General features: G+C 41.5%; 20 protein-coding genes. All 20 read left to right on the forward strand.

The window, feature by feature from the left end; all coding sequences use genetic code 11:
- The first annotated feature begins 237 nt into the window (after nucleotides 1-237).
- The 20 genes from L0M85_RS02195 to L0M85_RS02290 all read left to right on the forward strand — a co-directional run bounded on the left by L0M85_RS02195 (nucleotide 238) and on the right by L0M85_RS02290 (nucleotide 21,242).
- A complete protein-coding gene (locus L0M85_RS02195; RefSeq protein ID WP_125329430.1) occupies nucleotides 238-1,908 on the forward strand; it encodes a formate--tetrahydrofolate ligase in 1,671 nt (556 codons plus the stop codon).
- Between the two features lie 79 nt (nucleotides 1,909-1,987).
- Complete coding sequence (locus L0M85_RS02200; RefSeq protein WP_238656362.1) at nucleotides 1,988-2,500, forward strand: GNAT family N-acetyltransferase; 513 nt, start codon at nucleotides 1,988-1,990, stop codon at nucleotides 2,498-2,500.
- A 359-nt stretch (nucleotides 2,501-2,859) separates the two neighbouring features.
- Complete coding sequence (locus tag L0M85_RS02205) at nucleotides 2,860-3,870, forward strand: DUF3137 domain-containing protein (RefSeq protein ID WP_238656363.1); 1,011 nt, start codon at nucleotides 2,860-2,862, stop codon at nucleotides 3,868-3,870.
- Nucleotides 3,871-3,872: 2 nt separating this feature from the next.
- Nucleotides 3,873-4,427 (forward strand): LemA family protein, encoded by a 555-nt coding sequence (locus L0M85_RS02210; RefSeq protein ID WP_048690473.1) that lies wholly within the window; start codon nucleotides 3,873-3,875, stop codon nucleotides 4,425-4,427.
- Nucleotides 4,428-4,585: 158 nt separating this feature from the next.
- Complete coding sequence (locus L0M85_RS02215; RefSeq protein ID WP_238656364.1) at nucleotides 4,586-5,662, forward strand: aspartate-semialdehyde dehydrogenase; 1,077 nt, start codon at nucleotides 4,586-4,588, stop codon at nucleotides 5,660-5,662.
- 88 nt (nucleotides 5,663-5,750) lie between these two features.
- Entirely contained in the window at nucleotides 5,751-6,686 is a 936-nt protein-coding gene (gene dapA / locus L0M85_RS02220) for a 4-hydroxy-tetrahydrodipicolinate synthase (RefSeq protein WP_129269112.1), read from the forward strand.
- Nucleotides 6,687-6,757: 71 nt separating this feature from the next.
- Nucleotides 6,758-7,096, forward strand: coding sequence for an ATP cone domain-containing protein (locus tag L0M85_RS02225; protein ID WP_006597242.1), 339 nt, complete (start codon nucleotides 6,758-6,760; stop codon nucleotides 7,094-7,096).
- A 114-nt stretch (nucleotides 7,097-7,210) separates the two neighbouring features.
- Nucleotides 7,211-8,551, forward strand: coding sequence for an ABC transporter ATP-binding protein (locus L0M85_RS02230; RefSeq protein ID WP_238656365.1), 1,341 nt, complete (start codon nucleotides 7,211-7,213; stop codon nucleotides 8,549-8,551).
- Complete coding sequence (locus L0M85_RS02235) at nucleotides 8,541-9,368, forward strand: ABC transporter permease (protein ID WP_048690481.1); 828 nt, start codon at nucleotides 8,541-8,543, stop codon at nucleotides 9,366-9,368. Before L0M85_RS02230 ends, L0M85_RS02235 begins: the two co-directional genes overlap by 11 nt.
- A gap of 18 nt (nucleotides 9,369-9,386) precedes the next feature.
- On the forward strand, nucleotides 9,387-10,817 hold the full coding sequence (locus tag L0M85_RS02240) for a zinc ribbon domain-containing protein (protein WP_238656366.1): 1,431 nt from the start codon (nucleotides 9,387-9,389) through the stop codon (nucleotides 10,815-10,817).
- Nucleotides 10,818-10,928: 111 nt separating this feature from the next.
- Nucleotides 10,929-11,780, forward strand: a complete 852-nt coding sequence (gene ylqF / locus L0M85_RS02245) for a ribosome biogenesis GTPase YlqF (protein ID WP_048690485.1) — start codon at nucleotides 10,929-10,931, stop codon at nucleotides 11,778-11,780.
- Nucleotides 11,767-12,537: a ribonuclease HII gene (locus L0M85_RS02250; RefSeq protein ID WP_238656367.1), complete on the forward strand. Its 771-nt coding sequence runs from the start codon at nucleotides 11,767-11,769 to the stop codon at nucleotides 12,535-12,537. The genes ylqF and L0M85_RS02250 overlap by 14 nt, the downstream gene beginning before the upstream one ends.
- Before the next feature lie 11 nt (nucleotides 12,538-12,548).
- Complete coding sequence (locus L0M85_RS02255; RefSeq protein ID WP_238656368.1) at nucleotides 12,549-13,475, forward strand: ROK family protein; 927 nt, start codon at nucleotides 12,549-12,551, stop codon at nucleotides 13,473-13,475.
- A gap of 76 nt (nucleotides 13,476-13,551) precedes the next feature.
- A complete protein-coding gene (gene dprA, locus L0M85_RS02260; RefSeq protein WP_238656369.1) occupies nucleotides 13,552-14,394 on the forward strand; it encodes a DNA-processing protein DprA in 843 nt (280 codons plus the stop codon).
- A 92-nt stretch (nucleotides 14,395-14,486) separates the two neighbouring features.
- Nucleotides 14,487-16,574 carry a type I DNA topoisomerase gene (gene topA, locus L0M85_RS02265; RefSeq protein WP_238656370.1) on the forward strand — a complete coding sequence of 696 codons (2,088 nt, stop codon included), beginning with the start codon at nucleotides 14,487-14,489 and terminating at the stop codon, nucleotides 16,572-16,574.
- 107 nt (nucleotides 16,575-16,681) lie between these two features.
- Nucleotides 16,682-17,332, forward strand: coding sequence for a SatD family protein (locus L0M85_RS02270; protein WP_238656371.1), 651 nt, complete (start codon nucleotides 16,682-16,684; stop codon nucleotides 17,330-17,332).
- A 10-nt stretch (nucleotides 17,333-17,342) separates the two neighbouring features.
- Nucleotides 17,343-18,047 carry a DUF3307 domain-containing protein gene (locus L0M85_RS02275; RefSeq protein ID WP_238656372.1) on the forward strand — a complete coding sequence of 235 codons (705 nt, stop codon included), beginning with the start codon at nucleotides 17,343-17,345 and terminating at the stop codon, nucleotides 18,045-18,047.
- Nucleotides 18,048-18,205: 158 nt separating this feature from the next.
- Nucleotides 18,206-19,540 carry a methylenetetrahydrofolate--tRNA-(uracil(54)-C(5))-methyltransferase (FADH(2)-oxidizing) TrmFO gene (gene trmFO, locus L0M85_RS02280; protein ID WP_238656373.1) on the forward strand — a complete coding sequence of 445 codons (1,335 nt, stop codon included), beginning with the start codon at nucleotides 18,206-18,208 and terminating at the stop codon, nucleotides 19,538-19,540.
- Between the two features lie 94 nt (nucleotides 19,541-19,634).
- Nucleotides 19,635-20,462, forward strand: coding sequence for an alpha/beta hydrolase (locus L0M85_RS02285; RefSeq protein ID WP_238656374.1), 828 nt, complete (start codon nucleotides 19,635-19,637; stop codon nucleotides 20,460-20,462).
- A 39-nt stretch (nucleotides 20,463-20,501) separates the two neighbouring features.
- Nucleotides 20,502-21,242, forward strand: coding sequence for an alpha/beta hydrolase-fold protein (locus L0M85_RS02290; RefSeq protein ID WP_048690507.1), 741 nt, complete (start codon nucleotides 20,502-20,504; stop codon nucleotides 21,240-21,242).
- Nucleotides 21,243-21,246: the final 4 nt, after the last annotated feature.

Consider the following 21,246-nt stretch of genomic DNA (forward strand, 5'->3'; position numbering starts at 1 on the left):
GTAAAGCCAGGAACACGGCTCATACGATTGTTGGTCAAGGGGATGCAAAGGCGGTAGAGTAGACGATGAAGGGACTAATAGTTATTTCATATAGAAGGGTATAAGAAATTAGAATGAAGGCTGATAAGGTCCATTTTAAAGGCAAAAACCGAACGAATAGAAAAAGTTTGACATTTAAAATATATATCCTCGCAAAATTTCTGTATAATAGGATTATAAAATAGTGAGGAGATTCAGATGAAGACAGATATCGAAATTGCACAAAGTATTGAATTGAAACCAATCACAGATGTAGTAGAGAAATTGGGCATTCAATTTGATGACTTGGAACTCTATGGAAAGTACAAGGCAAAATTAACCTTTGACAAGATCCAAGCCGTTCAGAAGGAAGAACCAGGAAAACTCATCTTGGTAACAGCCATTAACCCGACTCCAGCTGGAGAAGGGAAGTCTACCATCACCATTGGTTTGGCAGATGCATTAAATAAAATTGGAAAACAAACCATGATTGCCATTCGCGAACCTTCTTTAGGTCCTGTTATGGGGATTAAAGGTGGTGCAGCTGGGGGAGGCTATGCTCAAGTACTCCCAATGGAGGATATCAACCTTCATTTCACGGGTGACATGCATGCCATTACAACAGCAAATAATGCTCTTTCAGCATTGATTGATAATCATTTGCATCAAGGAAATGAGCTAGGCATTGACCAACGTCGGATTATCTGGAAACGGGTAGTGGACTTGAATGACCGTGCTTTGCGACACGTATCGGTTGGTCTCGGTGGACCGCTCAATGGGATTCCTCGTGAAGACGGGTTTGATATCACCGTTGCTTCTGAGATTATGGCCATCCTTTGCTTGGCGACAGATATTGAAGACTTGAAACGTCGTTTGGCTAATATTGTGATCGGTTACCGCTATGATCGTAGTCCAGTTTATGTCCGTGATTTGGAAGTGGAAGGGGCGCTTGCCTTGATTCTGAAAGATGCAATCAAGCCAAACTTGGTCCAAACCATCTATGGAACGCCAGCCTTTGTTCATGGTGGACCTTTTGCTAATATTGCTCATGGATGTAATTCTGTTTTAGCTACCTCAACCGCTCTTCGTTTAGCCGATTACGTAGTGACAGAAGCAGGTTTTGGGGCGGATTTGGGAGCTGAAAAATTCTTGGATATCAAAACACCAAATCTTCCTGTTAGTCCATCTGCAGTGGTGATTGTCGCAACGATTCGTGCTTTGAAGATGAATGGTGGAGTTGCCAAAGATGCTCTTTCTGAAGAAAATGTAGAAGCTGTTCGTTCAGGTTTTGCGAACTTGGAGCGCCACGTAGAAAATATGCGTAAATTCGGAGTTCCTGTAGTAGTGGCTATTAATGAATTTGTCACAGATACAGAAGCTGAAATTGCAGCTCTGAAAGAACTCTGTGCTTCTATTCAAGTTCCTGTTGAATTGGCGAGCGTTTGGGCTGATGGTGCTGATGGAGGATTGGCCCTAGCAGAAACAGTAGTGGAGACACTTGAAACAAGTCCAGCCAACTACAATCGTCTTTATGATAATGACCTTTCTGTTGAAGAAAAGATCACTAAGATTGCCCAAGAAATTTACCGGGCCGACAATGTTGTCTTTGAGAAGAAAGCCAAAACTCAGATTGCTCAGATCGTGAAAAATGGCTGGGACAAGTTGCCAGTTTGTATGGCTAAGACCCAATATAGTTTCTCAGATGATCCAAGTCTCCTCGGGGCGCCGTCTGGTTTTGACATTACCATTCGCGAATTGGTACCTAAGACTGGTGCAGGCTTCATTGTTGCTTTGACAGGTGAAGTGATGACTATGCCTGGATTACCAAAACGTCCTTCTGCTTTGAACATGGATGTAGCAGAAGATGGTACTGCTTTAGGATTGTTCTAAAAAAATATATAGAGGTTGTCGGACAACCTCTATTTTTTTGCTTTTGGGGTATAATAGAGAGATAGAAAGCGAGAAGACCATGCTGAAGATAAGACCCGTCACCCTTGAAGATGCTTCTGAACTTGTCAGGATTTATGCCCCTTATGTTGAGAAAACAGCCATCACTTTTGAATACCAGGTTCCGACGATTGAGGAATTTGAAAGGCGTATCGAAAAGATCCTTCAACGTTTTCCCTATTTAGTAGCTGAAGTAGACGGTCAAGTCCTTGCTTATGCCTATGCCTCAACCTATTATGATCGATCAGCATATGATTGGGCGTTGGAAGTATCCGTCTATGTGGATCAAGATCATCGTGGGCAAGGACTGGGTACTCGTTTGTATGAGGCGTTAGAGATGGAGTTAGAGGCGCGTGGTTATCTACGTTTCTTAGCTTGCATTGCCCTGCCAAATCCAGCTAGTATCGCCCTCCATGAGAAACGTGGCTATGTGAAAGTTGCTCATTTTCCTAAAATTGGCTATAAATTTGATCAATGGCATGATATTGTCTGGATGCAAAAGACCATCGAAGGGCCTGTGAAGCCCCTAATGTAAAAAATAGAAGGAGCTTAGCTTTGCTCAATTTCTTTTAAGTTATTTAAAAGGAAGTCTAGAATGAGCCTCTTGACAGCTTGTGGACGTTCATGGTACACTAAGTCTATGCGATGAGTCGATTGGCTCTTAGGAGTCTTTTGCGCTGAGGAGGTCTACATTCAATTGTAACGCAGGAGCGGACCTTGAACAGTTGTGTGAACCGGCTGTTCTCATCGAAAGATGCCTCGATCCCTTACCGTTTGGTAGGGGATTTTTTTTGTAAAAATTCATTGTAAGCAAATACATAAATTTGTTTGCCTCTTATGACTACCGGTGATATAATGATGTAAATAAATGGATTCATTTGTGTTTGAAAGGAGATGGTTATAGTGTATGATCAAAACAGTCCAAACAACAAGTGGTCACAAGAAACGTTTCAACGGATCAGTGAACTGGAAAAATTAGAACAATATCAGGCTAAGTTGCTCATTATGAAGGAACAAATGAAGAATAATATTCATTGGAGAAACGCCACTATTCTTGGTGGTATTCTAGCTTTTCTCTCCTTCCAACTTGTTAGATGGCGAGCAGCGATTGTTATCATTCTTCTTGTAGTGGTGTTTTATTATTTACCAGCATACAAAAAACGAAAAGCCTTATTCGGAGATCAGGTTCGATCCAATGAAGAGATTTATATTACAGATTTTCTTTGTCCCATCCTGAAAGAAGTTTTTCCTCAAGCGGAGCTAACTCTGACAGCTGACTACCCAATGAATGTCCTGCAGGTCATTAGTCCGAGATCGACTAAGTTTGATCTCTTTCATCAATTGTCTTTCCATGATGAAAAGAATCTCGTAGTAGCCAATCTCTATGCTTATCATATTGAGACGCGAACAAAGAGAGACTCTAGTGGGGAAACTCATACGGTCAGAGAAGAAGTTGAAGATTTTGCTGGTCAGATTTTTTCTTTAAAAGCTCCTATCTCATTTCCAGGGCACTTGAGAGTTGTTCCAACCAAGAAATCTTTGTTTTTAAAAAGAGAACTAAAAGGTGCCTATCCGGGTGCTGGACCTAATGAAGTCCAAATTGAAACAGAAGATATCCAAAACAATGAAAATTACAATATCTATTGTACAGATGAACTGGCTGCTCGAAAATTCTTAAAACCCAAGATCCTAGAATGGTTTGATCAGCAAATTTCTCAAAATGCTATGTGTGTTTATTTAGTACAAGATACACTCTATATTTCCTTATATATTAACCGCTACCTTTTCCCAACACCGAATAGAAAAGATGCAATCGAAAGTCTTTCTATTGCTGCAGAGTATCAAAAACTCTGTAGGGAGATTGATCTCATTGATGAATTAACCAATATATTTAAAGGAGAATAACTATGTTAGGATTATTTATTGCCATTGTCGTTTTTGCTCTTGTCATTGTTATGTGGTTTATCGGTGAAAGCAATCGCTTGAATCGTTATCAGGTCATGATTGAAGAAGCAAAGAGAACGGTTGATATAATTCTTGTCAAACGCTACGATACCATTTCTGAAATGTTGAAGGTGGCTAAGGCCTATGCCAAACATGAAGAGAAAGTCTTTACCGAATTAGTAGCCCTTCGTCAAGGTGCGTCAATCCAAGAATCTAACCAAGTCATTGCCAATCAAAACGATGTTTTGGCACAAATCCGAGCAGTAGGTGAGAATTATCCAGATCTCTTATCTTCTAACCAATTCTTGGCCTTGCAAAAAGAAATTGCAGATGAAAATGAAGATTTGGCAGCTTCTAAACGCATTGTTAATAGTAATATTAGCCAAATCAACCAAGCCATAGTAACCTTCCCAACTTCACTAGTGGCGGGTATCAAAGGGATGCAACAGGTGCCATTTTTATTGGAAGACACACAAGGAAAGAAGGATTTGAATGATTTGGATTATGAAATCCATTAATTTTCAATAAAAGCTATTCTATATCTAGAAACTATCCCGGTCTTAGATCGGGATTATTTTGTTTTTATAAGTGTAAAATACACTTTTCATTTGTAGGGAAAAATAGTATAATAGATAAAATTCACAAATTTTTAGAAAATTCCGAAAGAGGTTTTATTATGGGATATACAGTTGCTGTTGTTGGTGCTACAGGTGCCGTTGGTGCACAAATGATCAAAATGTTGGAAGAATCAAGTCTTCCAATTGATAAGATTCGCTACCTTGCATCTGCGCGTTCTGCAGGGAAGGTCTTGCAATTCAAAGGGCAAGACGTGACCATTGAAGAAACAACTGAAGAGGCTTTTGCAGGAGTAGATATCGCTCTCTTCTCGGCTGGAGGATCAACTTCAGCTAAATATGCACCATATGCTGTTAAAGCTGGTGCGGTCGTAGTAGATAACACTTCTTACTTCCGTCAAAATCCAGATGTACCATTGGTTGTTCCTGAAGTAAACGCTCATGCTCTTGATGCCCATAACGGGATCATCGCCTGCCCTAACTGTTCAACGATTCAAATGATGGTAGCTCTTGAACCAGTTCGTCAAAAATGGGGCTTGGACCGTATCATCGTTTCAACTTATCAAGCTGTTTCAGGTGCTGGTATGGGAGCCATTCTGGAAACTCAACGTGAATTGCGTGAAGTATTGAATGATGGAGTGGATCCACGTGATTTACATGCGGAAATCTTGCCATCAGGTGGCGATAAGAAACATTACCCAATTGCCTTCAACGCCCTTCCTCAAATCGACGTCTTCACCGATAATGACTATACATATGAAGAAATGAAGATGACGAACGAAACTAAGAAAATCATGGAAGACGATAGCATCGCTGTCTCAGCAACCTGTGTACGTATTCCAGTCTTGTCAGCTCACTCAGAGTCTGTCTACATTGAAACCAAAGAAGTAGCACCAATCGAAGAAGTGAAAGCTGCTATTTCTGCCTTTCCAGGTGCAGTTCTGGAAGATGATGTGGCTCATCAAGTATACCCACAAGCTATCAATGCGGTTGGTTCTCGCGATACCTTTGTTGGTCGTATCCGTAAAGACTTGGATGCTGAAAAAGGGATTCACATGTGGGTGGTTTCTGATAACCTTCTTAAAGGAGCTGCTTGGAACTCAGTTCAAATTGCAGAAACCCTTCATGAACGTGGACTCGTGCGCCCAACAGCTGAGTTGAAGTTTGAGTTGAAATAATTCATTAACTAAATAAAGTGTATAGGGGACAGCTATCAACTTTTGGTGCTGTCCCTCTTCCCTATGGTTGTCTCAAAAAGGAGTATGTATGTCTTATCAAGATTTAAAAAATTGTAGAATGATCACTGCCTTTATCACTCCCTTCCATGAAGATGGTTCGATAAACTTCGAGGCCATTCCTCCACTCATCGAACATCTCTTGGCTCATCACACAGATGGGATTCTTTTAGCTGGTACCACAGCGGAAAGCCCAACTCTAACGCACGATGAAGAATTGGAACTTTTTGCAGCGGTGCAAAAGGTAGTCAACGGACGGGTTCCTTTGATTGCTGGTGTCGGGACCAATGAAACTCGCGACTCGATTGAGTTTGTAAAAGAAGTGGACCAATTTGGTGGTTTTGCTGCTGGATTAGCGATTGTCCCTTATTACAACAAACCTTCTCAAGAAGGTATGTACCAGCATTTTAAGGCTATTGCAGATGCTTCTAACTTGCCAATCATAATCTATAACATTCCTGGGCGCGTGGTTGTCGAAATGACACCCGAAACCATGCTTCGTTTGGCAGAACATCCAAATATCATTGGGGTGAAAGAGTGTACAACCCTTGCCAATATGGCTTATTTAATTGAGCACAAACCAGAGGAGTTCCTCATTTATACAGGAGAGGATGGAGATGCTTTCCATGCCATGAACCTAGGGGCAGATGGTGTGATTTCAGTAGCTTCCCATACCAATGGGGATGAAATGCACGAAATGTTCCAAGCCATTGAGAATAATGATATTAAAAAAGCGGCGGCCATTCAGCGCCAATTCATCCCAAAAGTCAATGCTCTCTTCTCTTATCCAAGTCCAGCTCCAGTTAAAGCAGTCTTGAACTATATGGGCTTTGAAGCAGGTCCGACTCGTTTGCCATTAGTTCCGGCTCCTGCTGAGGAAGCGAAGCGCATTATCAAGGTTGTAGTGGATGGGGATTACCACGCGACCAAAGAAATTATTACTGGAGTTCTTCGTCCGGATTATTGATGTCTTAGATTCTTGACAAATTCCCTATTTATTAAGATAATAGAAGTATACTGACGATCAAGGAGAATAAGATGGAAGTCATTAAACGTAGTGGTGAAGTTGTAGAATTTGACCCAGATAAAATCTACCAAGCTGTTTTGAAGGCAGCACAAACAGTTTATGTCTTGACGGATGATCTTCGCCAAAACTTGGCGCAAGTGACCAAGAAAGTTGTTATGGACTTGGAAGAAGCGAAAGTGGAACGTGCGACGATCAGCATGATCCAATCAATGGTTGAGCACCGTTTACTTGGTGCTGGTTATATTACCATTGCTGAACACTATATTTCTTATCGTTTGCAACGCGATTTGGAAAGAAGTGGTTATGGAGACCACATCGCTGTTCACTTGCACTTTGAGCAAATTCGCTAAACTAAACCACTAGTTAGTAAATCACTCGTGGAGTAAATACCATAGAGTCTAACCACCCTTCATAGGGTGGTTTTGACTGTCTAGCAATTTATTTTTCTTGAAAGGGCTATATTTATGCAGAATCCAACCATCTTTACCTACCTTAATAGGGATTTCACTGCTATTCCACTTTTTGATGGCTTAAGCGTTGATGGTATATCTCAAGGGAGTCAGGCAGATTTGCATCTGGCTGATGATTATCAGTCCCCTTCTATTGCTGTCTTCCGTTTTCTTGATGATCAATGGTTTCTTGATTGTTTGTCTGGGATGATTGAGATGGATGGTGTGATCTATCAGAAAAATCAACGTGCTCTATTAAATCATCGTTCCATTATCCACCTTTGTGATGCTGACGGCCATGTTTTTCGCTCAAAATTCATCATTGTAGAAATGCAATCCCTAGAATGGAAGACCATTGAAAAAGATGCATTTCCGGTGGATTTGTCCTCGCTTGCTAGGATTGATTGTGTATTTTTATCAAATCAGTTGGTTGTCAGACTAGGAAATCAGATCATTTACCAAGATCTTCAGTCAGCAGCTGCAGATCCATCTGTTTCAACTAGAGAGTGCCAGGACTTTTCTCATTCATCACTGAGGATTGCTATTCAAGATGTAACAGTCGGAAATCTCTTAAACCGTAAAACCATTCTTAAGGACATTCAGGTAGAATTTAAACCTAAGGAGATGATACTTATTCTGGGTGGTTCTGGTGCTGGGAAATCAACCTTTATGGAAGCAGTGACAGGACTTGTTTATTCAAATACCAGTGCTTATTTTAATGGAGTGGATTTATTAAGTGATGGGAAGAAACAAGGGGTGATCACCCTCGCTCCTCAATCTCCGGATGAGCATTACCGAATGGAAGATACGGTCTATAAGAATTTAGAAGATGCAGCCAAACTCTATGGCCCATCTGAATTAGCAGATAATCCTGAACTTCGAAAAGAAGAAGTCCTATCAGTTCTGAAAAAGTTGGATTTAGAATCGGTAAAAGGATCTAAGTGTTCTTCTCTTTCAGGTGGCCAGAAGAAAAAACTTACAATAGCAATGGAATACATCACACGCCCTGAGATTCTCTTTATGGATGAGCCGGATTCCGGTGTTGATGGGAGCATGGTCATGGAGGTCATGACCACACTGAGAGAGATTACGGATGAAGGAAAAATCTTATGTGTTATCACTCATACACCCGATCGTATTCGTCATCTCTTTGACAAGGTCATGGTGGTTGGAAAGAGTTCGGAAGGATGCGGAAGACTTTGTTACTTTGGATCTGTTGACAATGCGCTAAAAGTCTTTGCGGCTAATAGCTTAGAAGACATCGTCCATAAAATTTCAGGAGCTGAAAATGCAGCTCTTGTTGACCGATATGTGCTATGGTTTGAAAATGAAAGGAGAGGTGTCTATGCTGGATAAGAAGCAAGTCTCGATTTATTTTAGTAAATTCCTTCGACTCCTCATCAACAAAAAATCCCTATTTTTTGTATCAGAAGCGATTCTCCTTCCTTTCATCATTTCGATCGCTTTTAATGCTAATGAAGTTTTTAATAAATACCACATTACCAGAACTTCTTCGATCATGTTTATTTCTGCAGCTCTCTGGATTGGTCTCTTTAACTCAGTGACCAGTATTTGTAATGAGAGAAAAGTCATCAAGTTTGAGTACCAAATTAAAGGCTTGTCCTTACCTTCTTATGTAGCGGCACGTGTATTAACAGAGTTGGTTCTTTGTTTAGCCGAAGCTGTCTTAATGATAGGAACCATTGTTATACTTTATCCACATGCTCAAGGAAATGGAAGTCAGATAGTTCTTTTTGGGGTTACTTTGTTCTTGGTGATTTTTACTTCCGATATGTTGTCCTTATTGATTTCGGCATTTGTCAAAAAATCGTCCCAAGCGATGACAGCCATGCCGCTAGTATTGATGGTTCAACTGCTGTTTTCAAATTTTCTCCAATCTTTGGATGAAAAAATACCATTTTTAGTGTGGATCTCACATGCAACGATTACGAGATGGGGAACAACGGCCTTCTTTCGGATTGCAAACATGAACAATTTGGTCCCGTCTCAAGGTCATACTGACTGGCAAGTTTATCAAAAAGATGGGGTAGGAACCTATGCTTATGATTTACTTGCGATTCTTGGAAATTGGGGAGTCTTGATTGCTTTTTCAGCTCTATTTATGGTCGCAACTTCCCTAGTATTGACTTCTGTCCGTAAGGACGCTCGATAAAAAATAAGGAGATGATTTATGAAAAACTGTACCAATTGCCAGGCACCCATCAATGCTGGTGATGCCTTTTGTTCTAAATGTGGTGCTAAAGTTCAAGTAGCTGCCAAAGCTGAACCAAAAGCTGTTGCTTTTCAACCAAAGACAGTTCAATTAGGGCCAAGTCCAACTCAAGCCCCAGAACCTAAAAAACCAAAAAGAAACATTAGAGGAATTTTAGCAGGGATTTTTGTCCTTCTTGCTGTCATTGCTGTTTCAAGTTATTTCCTATTGAACCGTGGAAGCAGTGACACCATTAATTTAGAGGATTATGTAAAGCTGGAAATCAAAGGGAATGATGGTGAAGGATTTATTGTTGAGAAGTCAGTTAGTTTAAATAAGGAAAATTTAGACCGGGATATCAAGAAGAAACTTAAAGCGGATCACTCCAAAACGGAGAGTTCAAATTACAATATTGATCAGTTAGTTTCAAAAGTAGAATTTAGCGTTTATAAAGGGGATGAGCTGATAGATGTAAAAGAGCGAAAGAACCTAAACAACCACGATAAAATTACGGTTAAATTACTTTACGATAAAAGTGATCTTGAAAACATGATACCTGGCCTTCACTTTACTGGTACATCTGTAACTCAGGAGGCAGATCTAATCCCGCTTGTAGGTGTTGACCCCTTTAAGGGTTTTTATCCAAAAATCAAGGGCATTTCTCCAAATGGAACTTTATCAAAACCTTCTCAATTTGAAGGAAAAGATGTAGAAATTGTTGCAAAGGCAACCGCTAAATATGGTTTCCCATTTGATTATTATCTGAATGGAAAAGAAGTTTCAAGTAATGATCCCATTGCAGTTGGATATGAAATTGAAATTCGTCTCAATGAAAGTGGTAAAAATGCGTTGAAAGAAAACGGTCAAACTGTTGAGAAAGGAAAAGACAGTATAAAATACAAGGTCACTTTGGCTGATTTTGAGGAAGGGGCTTATGTGACTTCCTTGTCAAAAGTGGATGAGGATACACAAGAAGCCATCTCTAAGAATGTAGAGGATGCAGCAAAGGCTTATGTGGCTGATCGCAATTACAAAGTCCTTCCAAAATTTGAAGGGATGGCTTTTGCGACAATAAAAGATGGAGTTGACTGGGGAGGTACATTTGATTCCAAAATCCCACAGCTAATCTATGTATACTCTATTACCAATACCTCCTATGGTAAAACAAAAACAAGTTATATTGTAATTTCGAAAATTACAGTTATTGAACAGGTTGAAAATCATGGGAAAGACAATGCTCATGAAAATCCTGGAAAAACTATTCAGACTTTTGAAAAAGATTCTAAGAAGTATGATTTTCAAAACTTTTCTGATCAGAATGATTTGAAGAACTCCTTTACTAGAAATATAGATACTTTTACCTATACAATGGACGATCAATTGAAATCGTTGATTAATTGGACGGAATAGAAAAAAATGAAGTTACCTAGGTAGCTTCATTTTTTGTATTCTCATTTGACGCTGAGAATTCAATAAAACATGTTATAATAGAAAAGACTGAACTGGAAAGGAATGGAGAACATGGCAACTATTCAATGGTTTCCTGGACACATGTCCAAAGCTAGAAGACAAGTACAAGAAAATATTAAATTTGTGGATTTTGTGACAATTTTGGTGGACGCTCGTTTGCCTCTATCAAGTCAAAATCCTATGTTAACAAAAATTGTTGGTGACAAGCCTAAGTTGATGATTCTGAACAAGGTAGACTTGGCCGATCCTGTCGCTACAAAAGAATGGCAGGAGTATTTTGAGTCGCAAGGAATCAAAACCTTGGCTATCAACTCCAAAGAGCAATCTACGGTTAAGAAGGTTACAGATGCTGCCAAGTCTTTGATGGCCGATAAAATTGCTCGCCAGAAAGAACGGGGGATTCAAATCGAAACCCTTCGGACCATGATTATTGGGATTCCCAACGCTGGTAAATCAACGCTGATGAACCGCCTAGCAGGGAAAAAGATTGCGGTTGTTGGAAATAAACCAGGAGTGACCAAGGGGCAACAGTGGTTGAAAACCAATAAGGACCTCGAAATCTTGGATACCCCAGGGATTCTTTGGCCAAAATTTGAAGATGAAGATGTAGCTCTAAAATTAGCTTTAACGGGTGCCATTAAGGACCAGTTATTGCCAATGGATGAGGTGACTATTTTTGGTCTTGAGTATTTTAAATCCCATTACCCAAAAGAGTTACAAGAACGCTATAAACAAATGGATTTGGAGCAGGAAGCGCCAGAAATCATTATGGAGATGACTCAACGCTTAGGCTTCCGAGATGATTACGATCGCTTTTACAGCTTGTTCGTCAAGGATGTACGTGATGGTCGTTTGGGTCACTATACCCTTGATCGTGTAGGTGAAGTGGATGCCAACGATTAAAGAAATCAAAGAGTGTTTGGCAACGATTAATAGGCTGGATCATCCCTTATTTGAAGAGTTGATCCTTGATGGTCGAGCGGGCGTTCAAGCGGCTATCAGCAAACGAAAACGCGAACTCCAAAAACAAGTGGACGAAGACTTGCGTTTAGAAAAAATGCTAGCCTATGAGAAAGAACTCTATGCTCGAGGGATTCATCTTATTGCAGGTGTGGATGAAGTAGGGAGAGGCCCTTTGGCAGGTCCTGTCGTCGCAGCAGCCGTTATTCTGCCGGAAAATTGTAAGATTCCAGGTTTAAACGATAGTAAGAAAATTCCAAAATCGAAGCACTATGCTATTTATCAAGCGGTTTTAGACCAGGCTCTCTCTGTCGGGATTGGGATAAAAGATAATCAGGTCATTGATCAGGTTAATATTTATGAAGCAACCAAATTAGCCATGCTAGAGGCTATTCAAGAATTGGATCCTCAACCTCAACACCTCTTGATTGATGCTATGAAATTGGCTCTCCCTATTTCTCAGACATCCATCATCAAAGGAGATGCTAATTCTCTGTCTATCGCTGCGGCTTCTATTGTGGCGAAGGTGACACGAGATCAGATGATGGCAGCCTATGACCAAGAGTATCCAGGTTATGATTTTGCTCAGAATGCGGGGTATGGGACAAGCAATCATCTTGAGGGCTTGGAAAGACATGGGGTCACTCCTATCCATCGCCGAAGCTTCGAACCCATTAAGTCCATGACGGATGTTGATTAGGAGGGAAGGAAATGCTATTAGCCTTTGACATTGGCGGGACCTTTATTAAATATGCCTTAGTGGATGAAGCCTATCAGGTGAGTGATTCCTCTAAAGTTCCGACACCAGCTACTATTGAGGAATTCTGGGAAGCTCTTGAGCGCGTGATTTGCTTGTTCCAGAATCGAATCACTGGGATCGCCATCTCTTGTCCGGGTGAAATCAATAGTCGACTGGGATTTGTCTTCAAAGGTGGCCTCATTCCTTATTTAAGGAATATTCCTTTAGCTTCTCGTTTAAATAAGACTTTTCAAGTCCCTGTGACCGTCCTCAACGATGGGGATGCTGCAGGCTTGGCAGAAGCACGAATTGGAAACCTCCAGGATTGTGATTGTGGCGCAACCTTTGTTTTAGGAACTGGGGTAGGCTTAGCCTTGACTTCCAACGGTTCCTTAATTTCCACCTGGAATCTCAAGGATTATCTTCGTTGGCCAAGCTTAGGGGAGAAGCAAATGACTCCTGAACAAAAGCAATATCAGACCGAGATTTTGAGACATGGGATTTCCAGTTTGGTTCAAAATTTAGGCTCTGCAGTCAATTTTGTGGCTAATGCTAGTCGGCTCTTAGAATTGCCTGAAGAAGATGGAGTTCAAGTTTTTGAAGTCCTTGAAGCTGGTCATCATGAGGAATTGCAAGACTTATTTGCTTCTTATTGTCGGGAAATTGCGATCCTAATCTATAACCTTCAGTCTTTGGTTCGGCTTGAAAAAGTGACGATTGGTGGGGGAATTAGTAGTCAACCCCTTCTTTTAGAAGAGATTAACCATCAGTATAAAAGCCTGATGGAGGAAAGTGGGGAGCAACGATTTTCTTTAGTGGAGATTCAAGCAGCTCGTTACCACAACTCAAGTAATCTTTTGGGGGCAGTTTGTCATTTTAACATCTTAGAAAATCATTAAAAAGTTCTATTTTTAGAGCTTTTTTTGTTTTCTTTTACGAATATTATAAATAGATAGTAGAAATTGAGGTTTACAAATGAACAAATATGAACTTTATAAATTAAAGGTTGCTGGCCTATCAAATTTACAGGTTTTTAACATTGTCAATTACTGGGAAATGAATGGGGAGTGGCCCTCTTTAGAATTAATGGCAAAAATTGCAGGTTGTCGCAATCAAACACTATTTATGGAACGGTATATCCGGATTGATGACAAGGTCTTGAGAGAAGAGTTCAAGGAGTTCGATTCGATTTCCATTATGGATCCGGAATACCCTGAAGAACTTCTCTGGATGCATAACCCACCTGTTTTGTTGTTTTACTCAGGCAATATTGATCTTCTTAAACAGCCAAAGATTGCGGTCGTAGGAAGTCGATCCTGTAGTCGCACAGGGATTCAATCCGTCGAGAAAATCATTAACGAGTTAAATAATGAATTGATTGTGGTGAGTGGATTAGCCAAGGGGATTGATGCTGCAGCCCATTATGCTGCTATTCGAAATGGAGGAAAAACAATTGGAGTGATTGGGACTGGCTTAGATGTCTTCTATCCTAGATCCAATAAACAATTGCAGAAGTACATGAGTGGGAACCATTTAGTTCTTACCGAATACGGTCCAGGTCAAGGTCCTCAGAAACACCATTTCCCAGAGCGCAATAGGATTATTGCTGGGCTTTCTAGAGCAGTGATTGTGGCGGAAGCGCGGATGCGGTCTGGAAGTCTGATCACATGCGAGCGTGCTATGGAAGAAGGGCGAGATGTCTTAGCTATTCCTGGTTCAATCTTGGATGGACGTTCAGATGGCTGTCACCACCTCATTCAAGAAGGTGCAAAGCTGGTCACCAGTGGAAAAGATGTCCTAGATGAGTTTGAATTTTAAAATGAGTTTTCCTATAGGAGAACTTCACGGTTGACATCCCGAAAAAAATAGTTTACACTCTATGAGGTTTATTACAAAATAGAGGTAAAAAAGTGGCTACTAAAACAAAAAAGAAAACCACAACAACTAAAAAGAATTTAGTCATCGTGGAGTCTCCTGCGAAAGCTAAGACGATTGAAAAGTATCTTGGTAGAAATTATAAGGTCATGGCCAGCGTGGGTCATATTCGTGACTTGAAAAAATCTACCATGTCTATTGATTTTGATAACAATTACGAACCAGAGTACATCAATATTCGCGGAAAAGGTCCTTTGATTAATGATTTGAAAAAAGAGGCTAAAAAAGCCAAACAAGTCTTTCTCGCAAGTGACCCGGACCGTGAAGGAGAAGCTATTTCTTGGCATTTGGCGCATATTCTTCAGTTGGATAAGGAAGATAAGAACCGTGTTGTTTTCAACGAAATTACCAAGGATGCGGTAAAAAATGCCTTTCAAGAACCCCGTAAGATCGATATGGATCTGGTAGATGCTCAACAAGCACGTCGTGTCTTGGACCGGATTGTCGGCTACTCCATCTCACCAATTCTATGGAAAAAGGTGAAGAAGGGACTTTCGGCTGGTCGGGTGCAATCCGTTGCTCTTAAATTGATTATTGACCGGGAAGAAGAAATCAATGCCTTCCAACCAGAAGAATATTGGACAATTGATGGAACCTTTAAAAAGGGGACCAAGCAATTCCAAGCCAATTTCTATGGAATGAATGGCAAGAAGATGAAGCTTCAAAACCAGGAGGATGTGAAAGCCGTTCTTTCACATCTCGATGGGAAAGAGTATATCGTTGAAAAGGTAGAGAAGAAAGAGCGCAAACGCAATGCGCCGCTTCCTTACACAACTTCTTCCATGCAGATGGACGCAGCCAATAAGATTAACTTCCGTACACGTAAGACCATGATGGTGGCCCAGCAATTGTACGAAGGAATCAATATTGGATCTGGTGTTCAAGGTTTGATCACGTATATGCGTACGGATTCGACTCGGATTAGTCCAGTCGCTCAAAATGAAGCAGCTAGCTTTATCGTTGATCGATTTGGAGACAAGTATTCTAAGCATGGTAGTCGGGTTAAGAATGCTTCTGGTGCTCAAGATGCTCACGAAGCCATTCGTCCTTCTAGTGTCTACAATACGCCTGAGAAAATTGCCAAGTACCTAGACAAGGATCAGCTTAAGCTCTACACCTTGATCTGGAATCGTTTTGTGGCTAGTCAGATGACGGCAGCTGTTTTTGATACCATGAATGTCCGTTTGGGGCAAAATGGGGTTCAATATACAGCAAATGGTAGTCAGGTGAAGTTTGACGGCTATTTGGCGATCTACAATGATTCGGACAAAAATAAGATGCTACCGGACATGGAAGAAGGGGACACCGTCACTCAGGTCAACAGTAAACCTGAACAGCACTTTACCCAACCACCAGCTCGTTATTCTGAAGCGACCTTGATTAAGACTTTAGAAGAAAACGGTGTTGGTCGTCCTTCAACCTATGCACCGACCATTGAGACCATTCAAAAACGCTATTATGTGAAGCTTGTAGCCAAACGCTTCGAGCCAACCGAATTAGGAGAAATCGTCAATAAACTGATCGTTGAATTCTTCCCAGATATCGTCAATGTAACCTTTACCGCAGAGATGGAAGGGAAGCTGGATGATGTCGAACTCGGGAAAGAACAGTGGCAAAAGGTCATTGATTCCTTCTACCAACCCTTTAAAAAAGAAGTAGCAAAAGCTGAAGAGGAAATGGAAAAAATCCAAATCAAGGATGAGGCTGCTGGATTTGACTGTGAGGTTTGCGGAAGTCCGATGGTCATCAAGTTGGGTCGATTCGGTAAGTTCTTCGCTTGTAGCAATTTCCCTGATTGTCGCCATACCCAAGCTATCGTTAAGGAAATTGGAGTGGAGTGTCCAGATTGTCACCAAGGCCAAATTATCGAGCGTAAAACCAAACGGAATCGTCTCTTCTATGGCTGCAATCGCTACCCAGACTGCGAATTCACCTCTTGGGATAAGCCAATCGGCCGTGACTGTCCGAAATGTGGTCACTATCTAGTTGAGAAAAAAGTTCGTGGTGGTGGTAAGCAGGTCGTATGTAGCAACGGCGACTATGAAGAAGAAAAAGTGAAATAATCTTTTAGAATCATTCGATGTCTATTATAACGGCAATTTTTAAAAATGTCTGTTATAATAGACATTTTTGTTTTTTTTCGTTATAATAGACACAAGGAGGTGGGCTTATGTATCTTGCTTTGATTGCAGATGTCATTGATTCCAAAATGGTTCAAGAGCGTTTTGACCTGCAAAAACAGTTGGAAAAAACGCTTCAAAAGATCAATGAGCTTTTTAAAAACTGCCTAGCATCGGCTTTTACCCTAACTTTGGGGGATGAGTTTCAAGCGCTTTTAAAAGTGGAGGCTCCGGTTTTTCAAATCATTGATACCCTGCGTTCAGAACTAAAGCCGACTCAACTTCGTTTCGGGATTGGTCTCGGGGAGATTTTAACGGATATTGATCCTTTACAAAGTATCGGTGCGGATGGGCCAGCCTATTGGAATGCACGCAGCGCCATCAATCTGGTCCATCAGAAAAATGACTACGGCAATACCCAGATCTATTTTTCAAGTGGGAAGGAAAAGCAAGACTTCTTTGTGAATGCCCTCATCGCTTCCGGTGAAGCTATTCGTTCGGGTTGGCGTGGCAGTCAGGAAGAAATCCTGCTAGATCTTCTTAAGAGATGTGTATATAGTGAGAATTTTAGCCAGCAGGATTTGGCCCAATCGCTAGCCATCAACCCGAGTGCTCTCTCTAAACGGCTGAAAAGTAGTAGTATCCGTGTTTACTTACGGGGGCGAGCAGCAGCACTAGCTAGTATTCAAAGTTTAGCGTAAGGAGAGGCTTATGACAGGATTATCTAATATCGTAACAAATCCATACTTGCTTCTCTTGTTGAGTTGTCATTTGTTGTCGGATTATTATTTTCAAAGCCAAAAGATGGCGGACCACAAGGACCAGGATAAGAAGGTGCTCGGCCTTCACATTCTGTATGTAGCTCTGCCTTTATTCGTCGTTTCCCTCTGCCATCTGGATTTGTGGTGGATTTGCTTGATCATTTTGTTGACTCATGCGGGAATAGATTTCTTGAAACCGATCGTGCAGCAACAATTGAAACTACCAACCACCTGGACTTTTGCCTTGGATCAAGTCTTGCATGTCGGTATCATTAGTTTCCTAGTCCTTTGGGGAGCTAAAAATGGCACGACTTATTTGCCTATTGACAGTTTAAAGTTAATCTTTTATGTCCTCCTAGTGGGAAAACCGACCAATATCGTCTTTAAAATTCTTTTTGCTAATTACCAGCCGACGATGGAGGAGAAAATGGATACCATCACTGGGGCTGGTTCCATGATTGGCTTCTTAGAGCGGTTGATTATCGGTGCCTGTCTTGTCTACGGCCAATTTGCTTCTATCGGACTGGTCTTTACGGCCAAATCTATCGCCCGCTACAATAAAATTTCGGAGAATCCAGCCTTCGCAGAGTATTATTTAATCGGGTCCTTGTTCAGTATCCTATCAGCCCTCTTTGCTGCTTGGTTGTGTCTATAAGAAAACAAATAACAGACTTAGGTCTAAGACAGGAAGGAAACCCTCCCTGTCTTTTTACTTGGCTTTCTGGTATAATGGACCAAGTAGAAAATTAGAAAGATTTGTGGGTGTCTAACAGCTTAGTGGGATGTTTGGATACCCAAAGAGGTATTAGTGTCATGTCTCAATCTTATATCAATGTTATCGGTGCTGGCCTTGCTGGCTCTGAAGCAGCTTACCAGATTGCCCAACAGGGTATTCCGGTCAAGCTTTATGAAATGCGGGGAGTAAAATCTACTCCGCAACACAAAACAGATAACTTTGCTGAGTTAGTGTGTTCCAACTCTCTTCGTGGGGATTCTCTCACCAATGCTGTCGGGCTCCTCAAAGAAGAAATGCGCCGTCTAGGTTCTGTCATCCTTGAAGCAGCTGAAGCGACCCGGGTACCAGCCGGTGGAGCACTGGCAGTGGACCGAGAAGGTTTTGCTAGCCGGGTGACGGAGAAGGTGTCCCAACACCCTCTCATTGAAGTGATTCGCGATGAAATTACTGAATTGCCGACAGATGCCATCACAGTGGTCGCAACGGGGCCTCTAACCAGCGATGCCTTGGCAGAAAAGATCCACGTGCTTAATGGTGGCGATGGCTTCTATTTCTATGATGCAGCAGCTCCAATCATCGATGTCAATACCGTCGATATGAACAAGGTTTACCTCAAGTCTCGTTATGACAAAGGAGAAGCGGCTTATCTCAACTGTCCCATGACCAAACAAGAGTTTATGGACTTCCATGAGGCTTTGGTGAATGCGGAAGAAGCCCCGCTCAACTCTTTTGAAAAAGAAAAGTATTTCGAAGGTTGTATGCCAATTGAAGTCATGGCCAAACGAGGCATCAAAACCATGCTCTATGGTCCTATGAAACCAGTTGGTCTCGAATATCCAGATGACTACAAAGGACCTCGTGACGGGGAGTTTAAGACCCCTTATGCGGTAGTCCAATTGCGCCAAGACAATGCAGCTGCTAGCCTCTACAATATCGTTGGCTTCCAAACTCACCTTAAATGGGGCGAGCAAAAGCGGGTCTTCCAAATGATTCCTGGTTTGGAAAATGCGGAGTTTGTGAGATATGGCGTCATGCACCGTAATTCTTACATGGACTCTCCAAATCTGCTTGAACAGACTTACCGTTCTAAGAAGCAAGCCAACCTCTTCTTCGCGGGGCAAATGACAGGAGTAGAGGGCTATGTCGAGTCAGCGGCTTCAGGTTTGGTGGCTGGGATCAATGCGGCACGTCTTTTCAAAGGAGAAGAAGTAGCGATTTTCCCAGAAACAACAGCCATCGGAAGTCTCGCTCACTATATTACCCATGCCGACAGCAAGCATTTCCAACCCATGAATGTCAACTTTGGAATTATCAAGGAGCTGGAAGGCCCACGCATTCGAGATAAGAAGGAACGGTATGAGAAAATTGCCGAACGTTCTTTACAAGATCTGGCTACATTTATTGGAAAATAAAGTCAATCAATGAAAAAGTTTGGAGAAATCCAGACTTTTTCTTATAAAAATGGTATAATAAATAAAAATTTAGAATATAGAGAGTTTTCTGACAATGAATAAATCCTACTTTTATTTAGAGATGAAGACACACGAGTTGAAAGTGCCTTATACCGGAAAACTCCGTCGTGTGCGAGTCTTATTACCTAAGAATTATGAAACAGATACAGATCGTCGCTACCCTGTGGTTTATTTCCACGATGGGCAAAACGTTTTGTATAGCAAGGAAGCCTATGCAGGTCATTCCTGGAAAGTCATTCCAGCCATCAAGCGAAATCCAGACATTAGTCGCATGATTGTCGTTGCCATTGATAACGATGGTTTGCAACGGATGAACGAGTACTCTGCCTGGAAGTATAAGGAGTCTAATATCCCTGGTATGCAATTTGGTGGTAAGGGTGTCGAGTATGGGGAGTTTGTCATGGATGTCGTCAAGCCCTTTATCGATCAAGAATATCGAACCTTTCCTGATAGAGAACATACAGCCATGATTGGATCTTCTCTTGGTGGGAATATCACCCAGTTCTTGGGCTTAGAGTACCAAGACCAAATCGGTTGTCTGGGAGTTTTCTCTTCTGCCAATTGGTTGCACCAAGAGGCCTTTGATCGCTATATCGAGAGGAAGAAGCTTTATGCAGATCAACGGATCTACATCTATGTTGGTACTGAAGAGGCGGATGATACAGATAAAACGTTGATGGCGGGGAATATCAAGCAAGCCTATATTGACTCATCCCTTCGGTACTATCATGACGTTATTCAACAAGGTGTTGCTTTGGAAAATATCGCCATTCGGATTCAATCTGGGGCTATTCACCACGAAGAAGCCTGGGCTGAGCATTTACCAGAATGCCTTCGCTTTTTAGCTGAAAATTGGGATTAATAGCCTGTAAATAAAGAAATAAAGAGAAAGAGGGAACTTATGAATATTGAACATTTAAGCCACTGGAGTGGCCAACTTAACCGCGAAATGTATCTAAACCGCTATGGACATGCAGGGATTCCTGTTGTTGTCTTTGCTTCATCAGGTGGAAGCCATAACGAGTACTATGACTTTGGTATGATTGATGCTTGTGCTCAGTTTATCGAAGAAGGACGAGTTCAATTCTTCACCCTTTCGAGTGTCGATAGTGAGAGCTGGCTTTGTGATTGGAAAAATCCTCATGATCGAGCAGAGATGCACCGTGCTTATGAACGTTATGTGATTGAAGAAGCCATTCCTTTCATCAAGCACAAAACAGGCTGGTTTGATCCGATGATGACAACTGGTTGCTCTATGGGAGCCTACCACGCCCTTAATTTCTTCTTGCAACATCCAGATGTCTTCAACAAGGTGATTGCCTTGAGTGGTGTCTATGATGCTCGTTTCTTTGTTGGTGAGTTTGGTGGTGACGAAGCGATTTATCAAAACTCGCCATCTGATTATATTTGGCATCAAAATGACGGCTGGTTTATTGACCGTTACCGTCAGGCGGAAATTGTCATTTGTACCGGTCTTGGAGCTTGGGAACAAGATGGCCTACCATCTTTCTACAAACTAAAAGAAGCCTTTGACCACAAAAATATTCCTGCATGGTTTGCTGAATGGGGACACGATGTAGCCCATGATTGGGACTGGTGGCGCAAGCAAATGCCATATTTCTTAGGACAAATGTATCTATAAGTCA

This window comes from Streptococcus sp. DFI.7.26, assembly GCF_022240605.1.
Taxonomy (GTDB): domain Bacteria; phylum Bacillota; class Bacilli; order Lactobacillales; family Streptococcaceae; genus Streptococcus; species Streptococcus xiaochunlingii.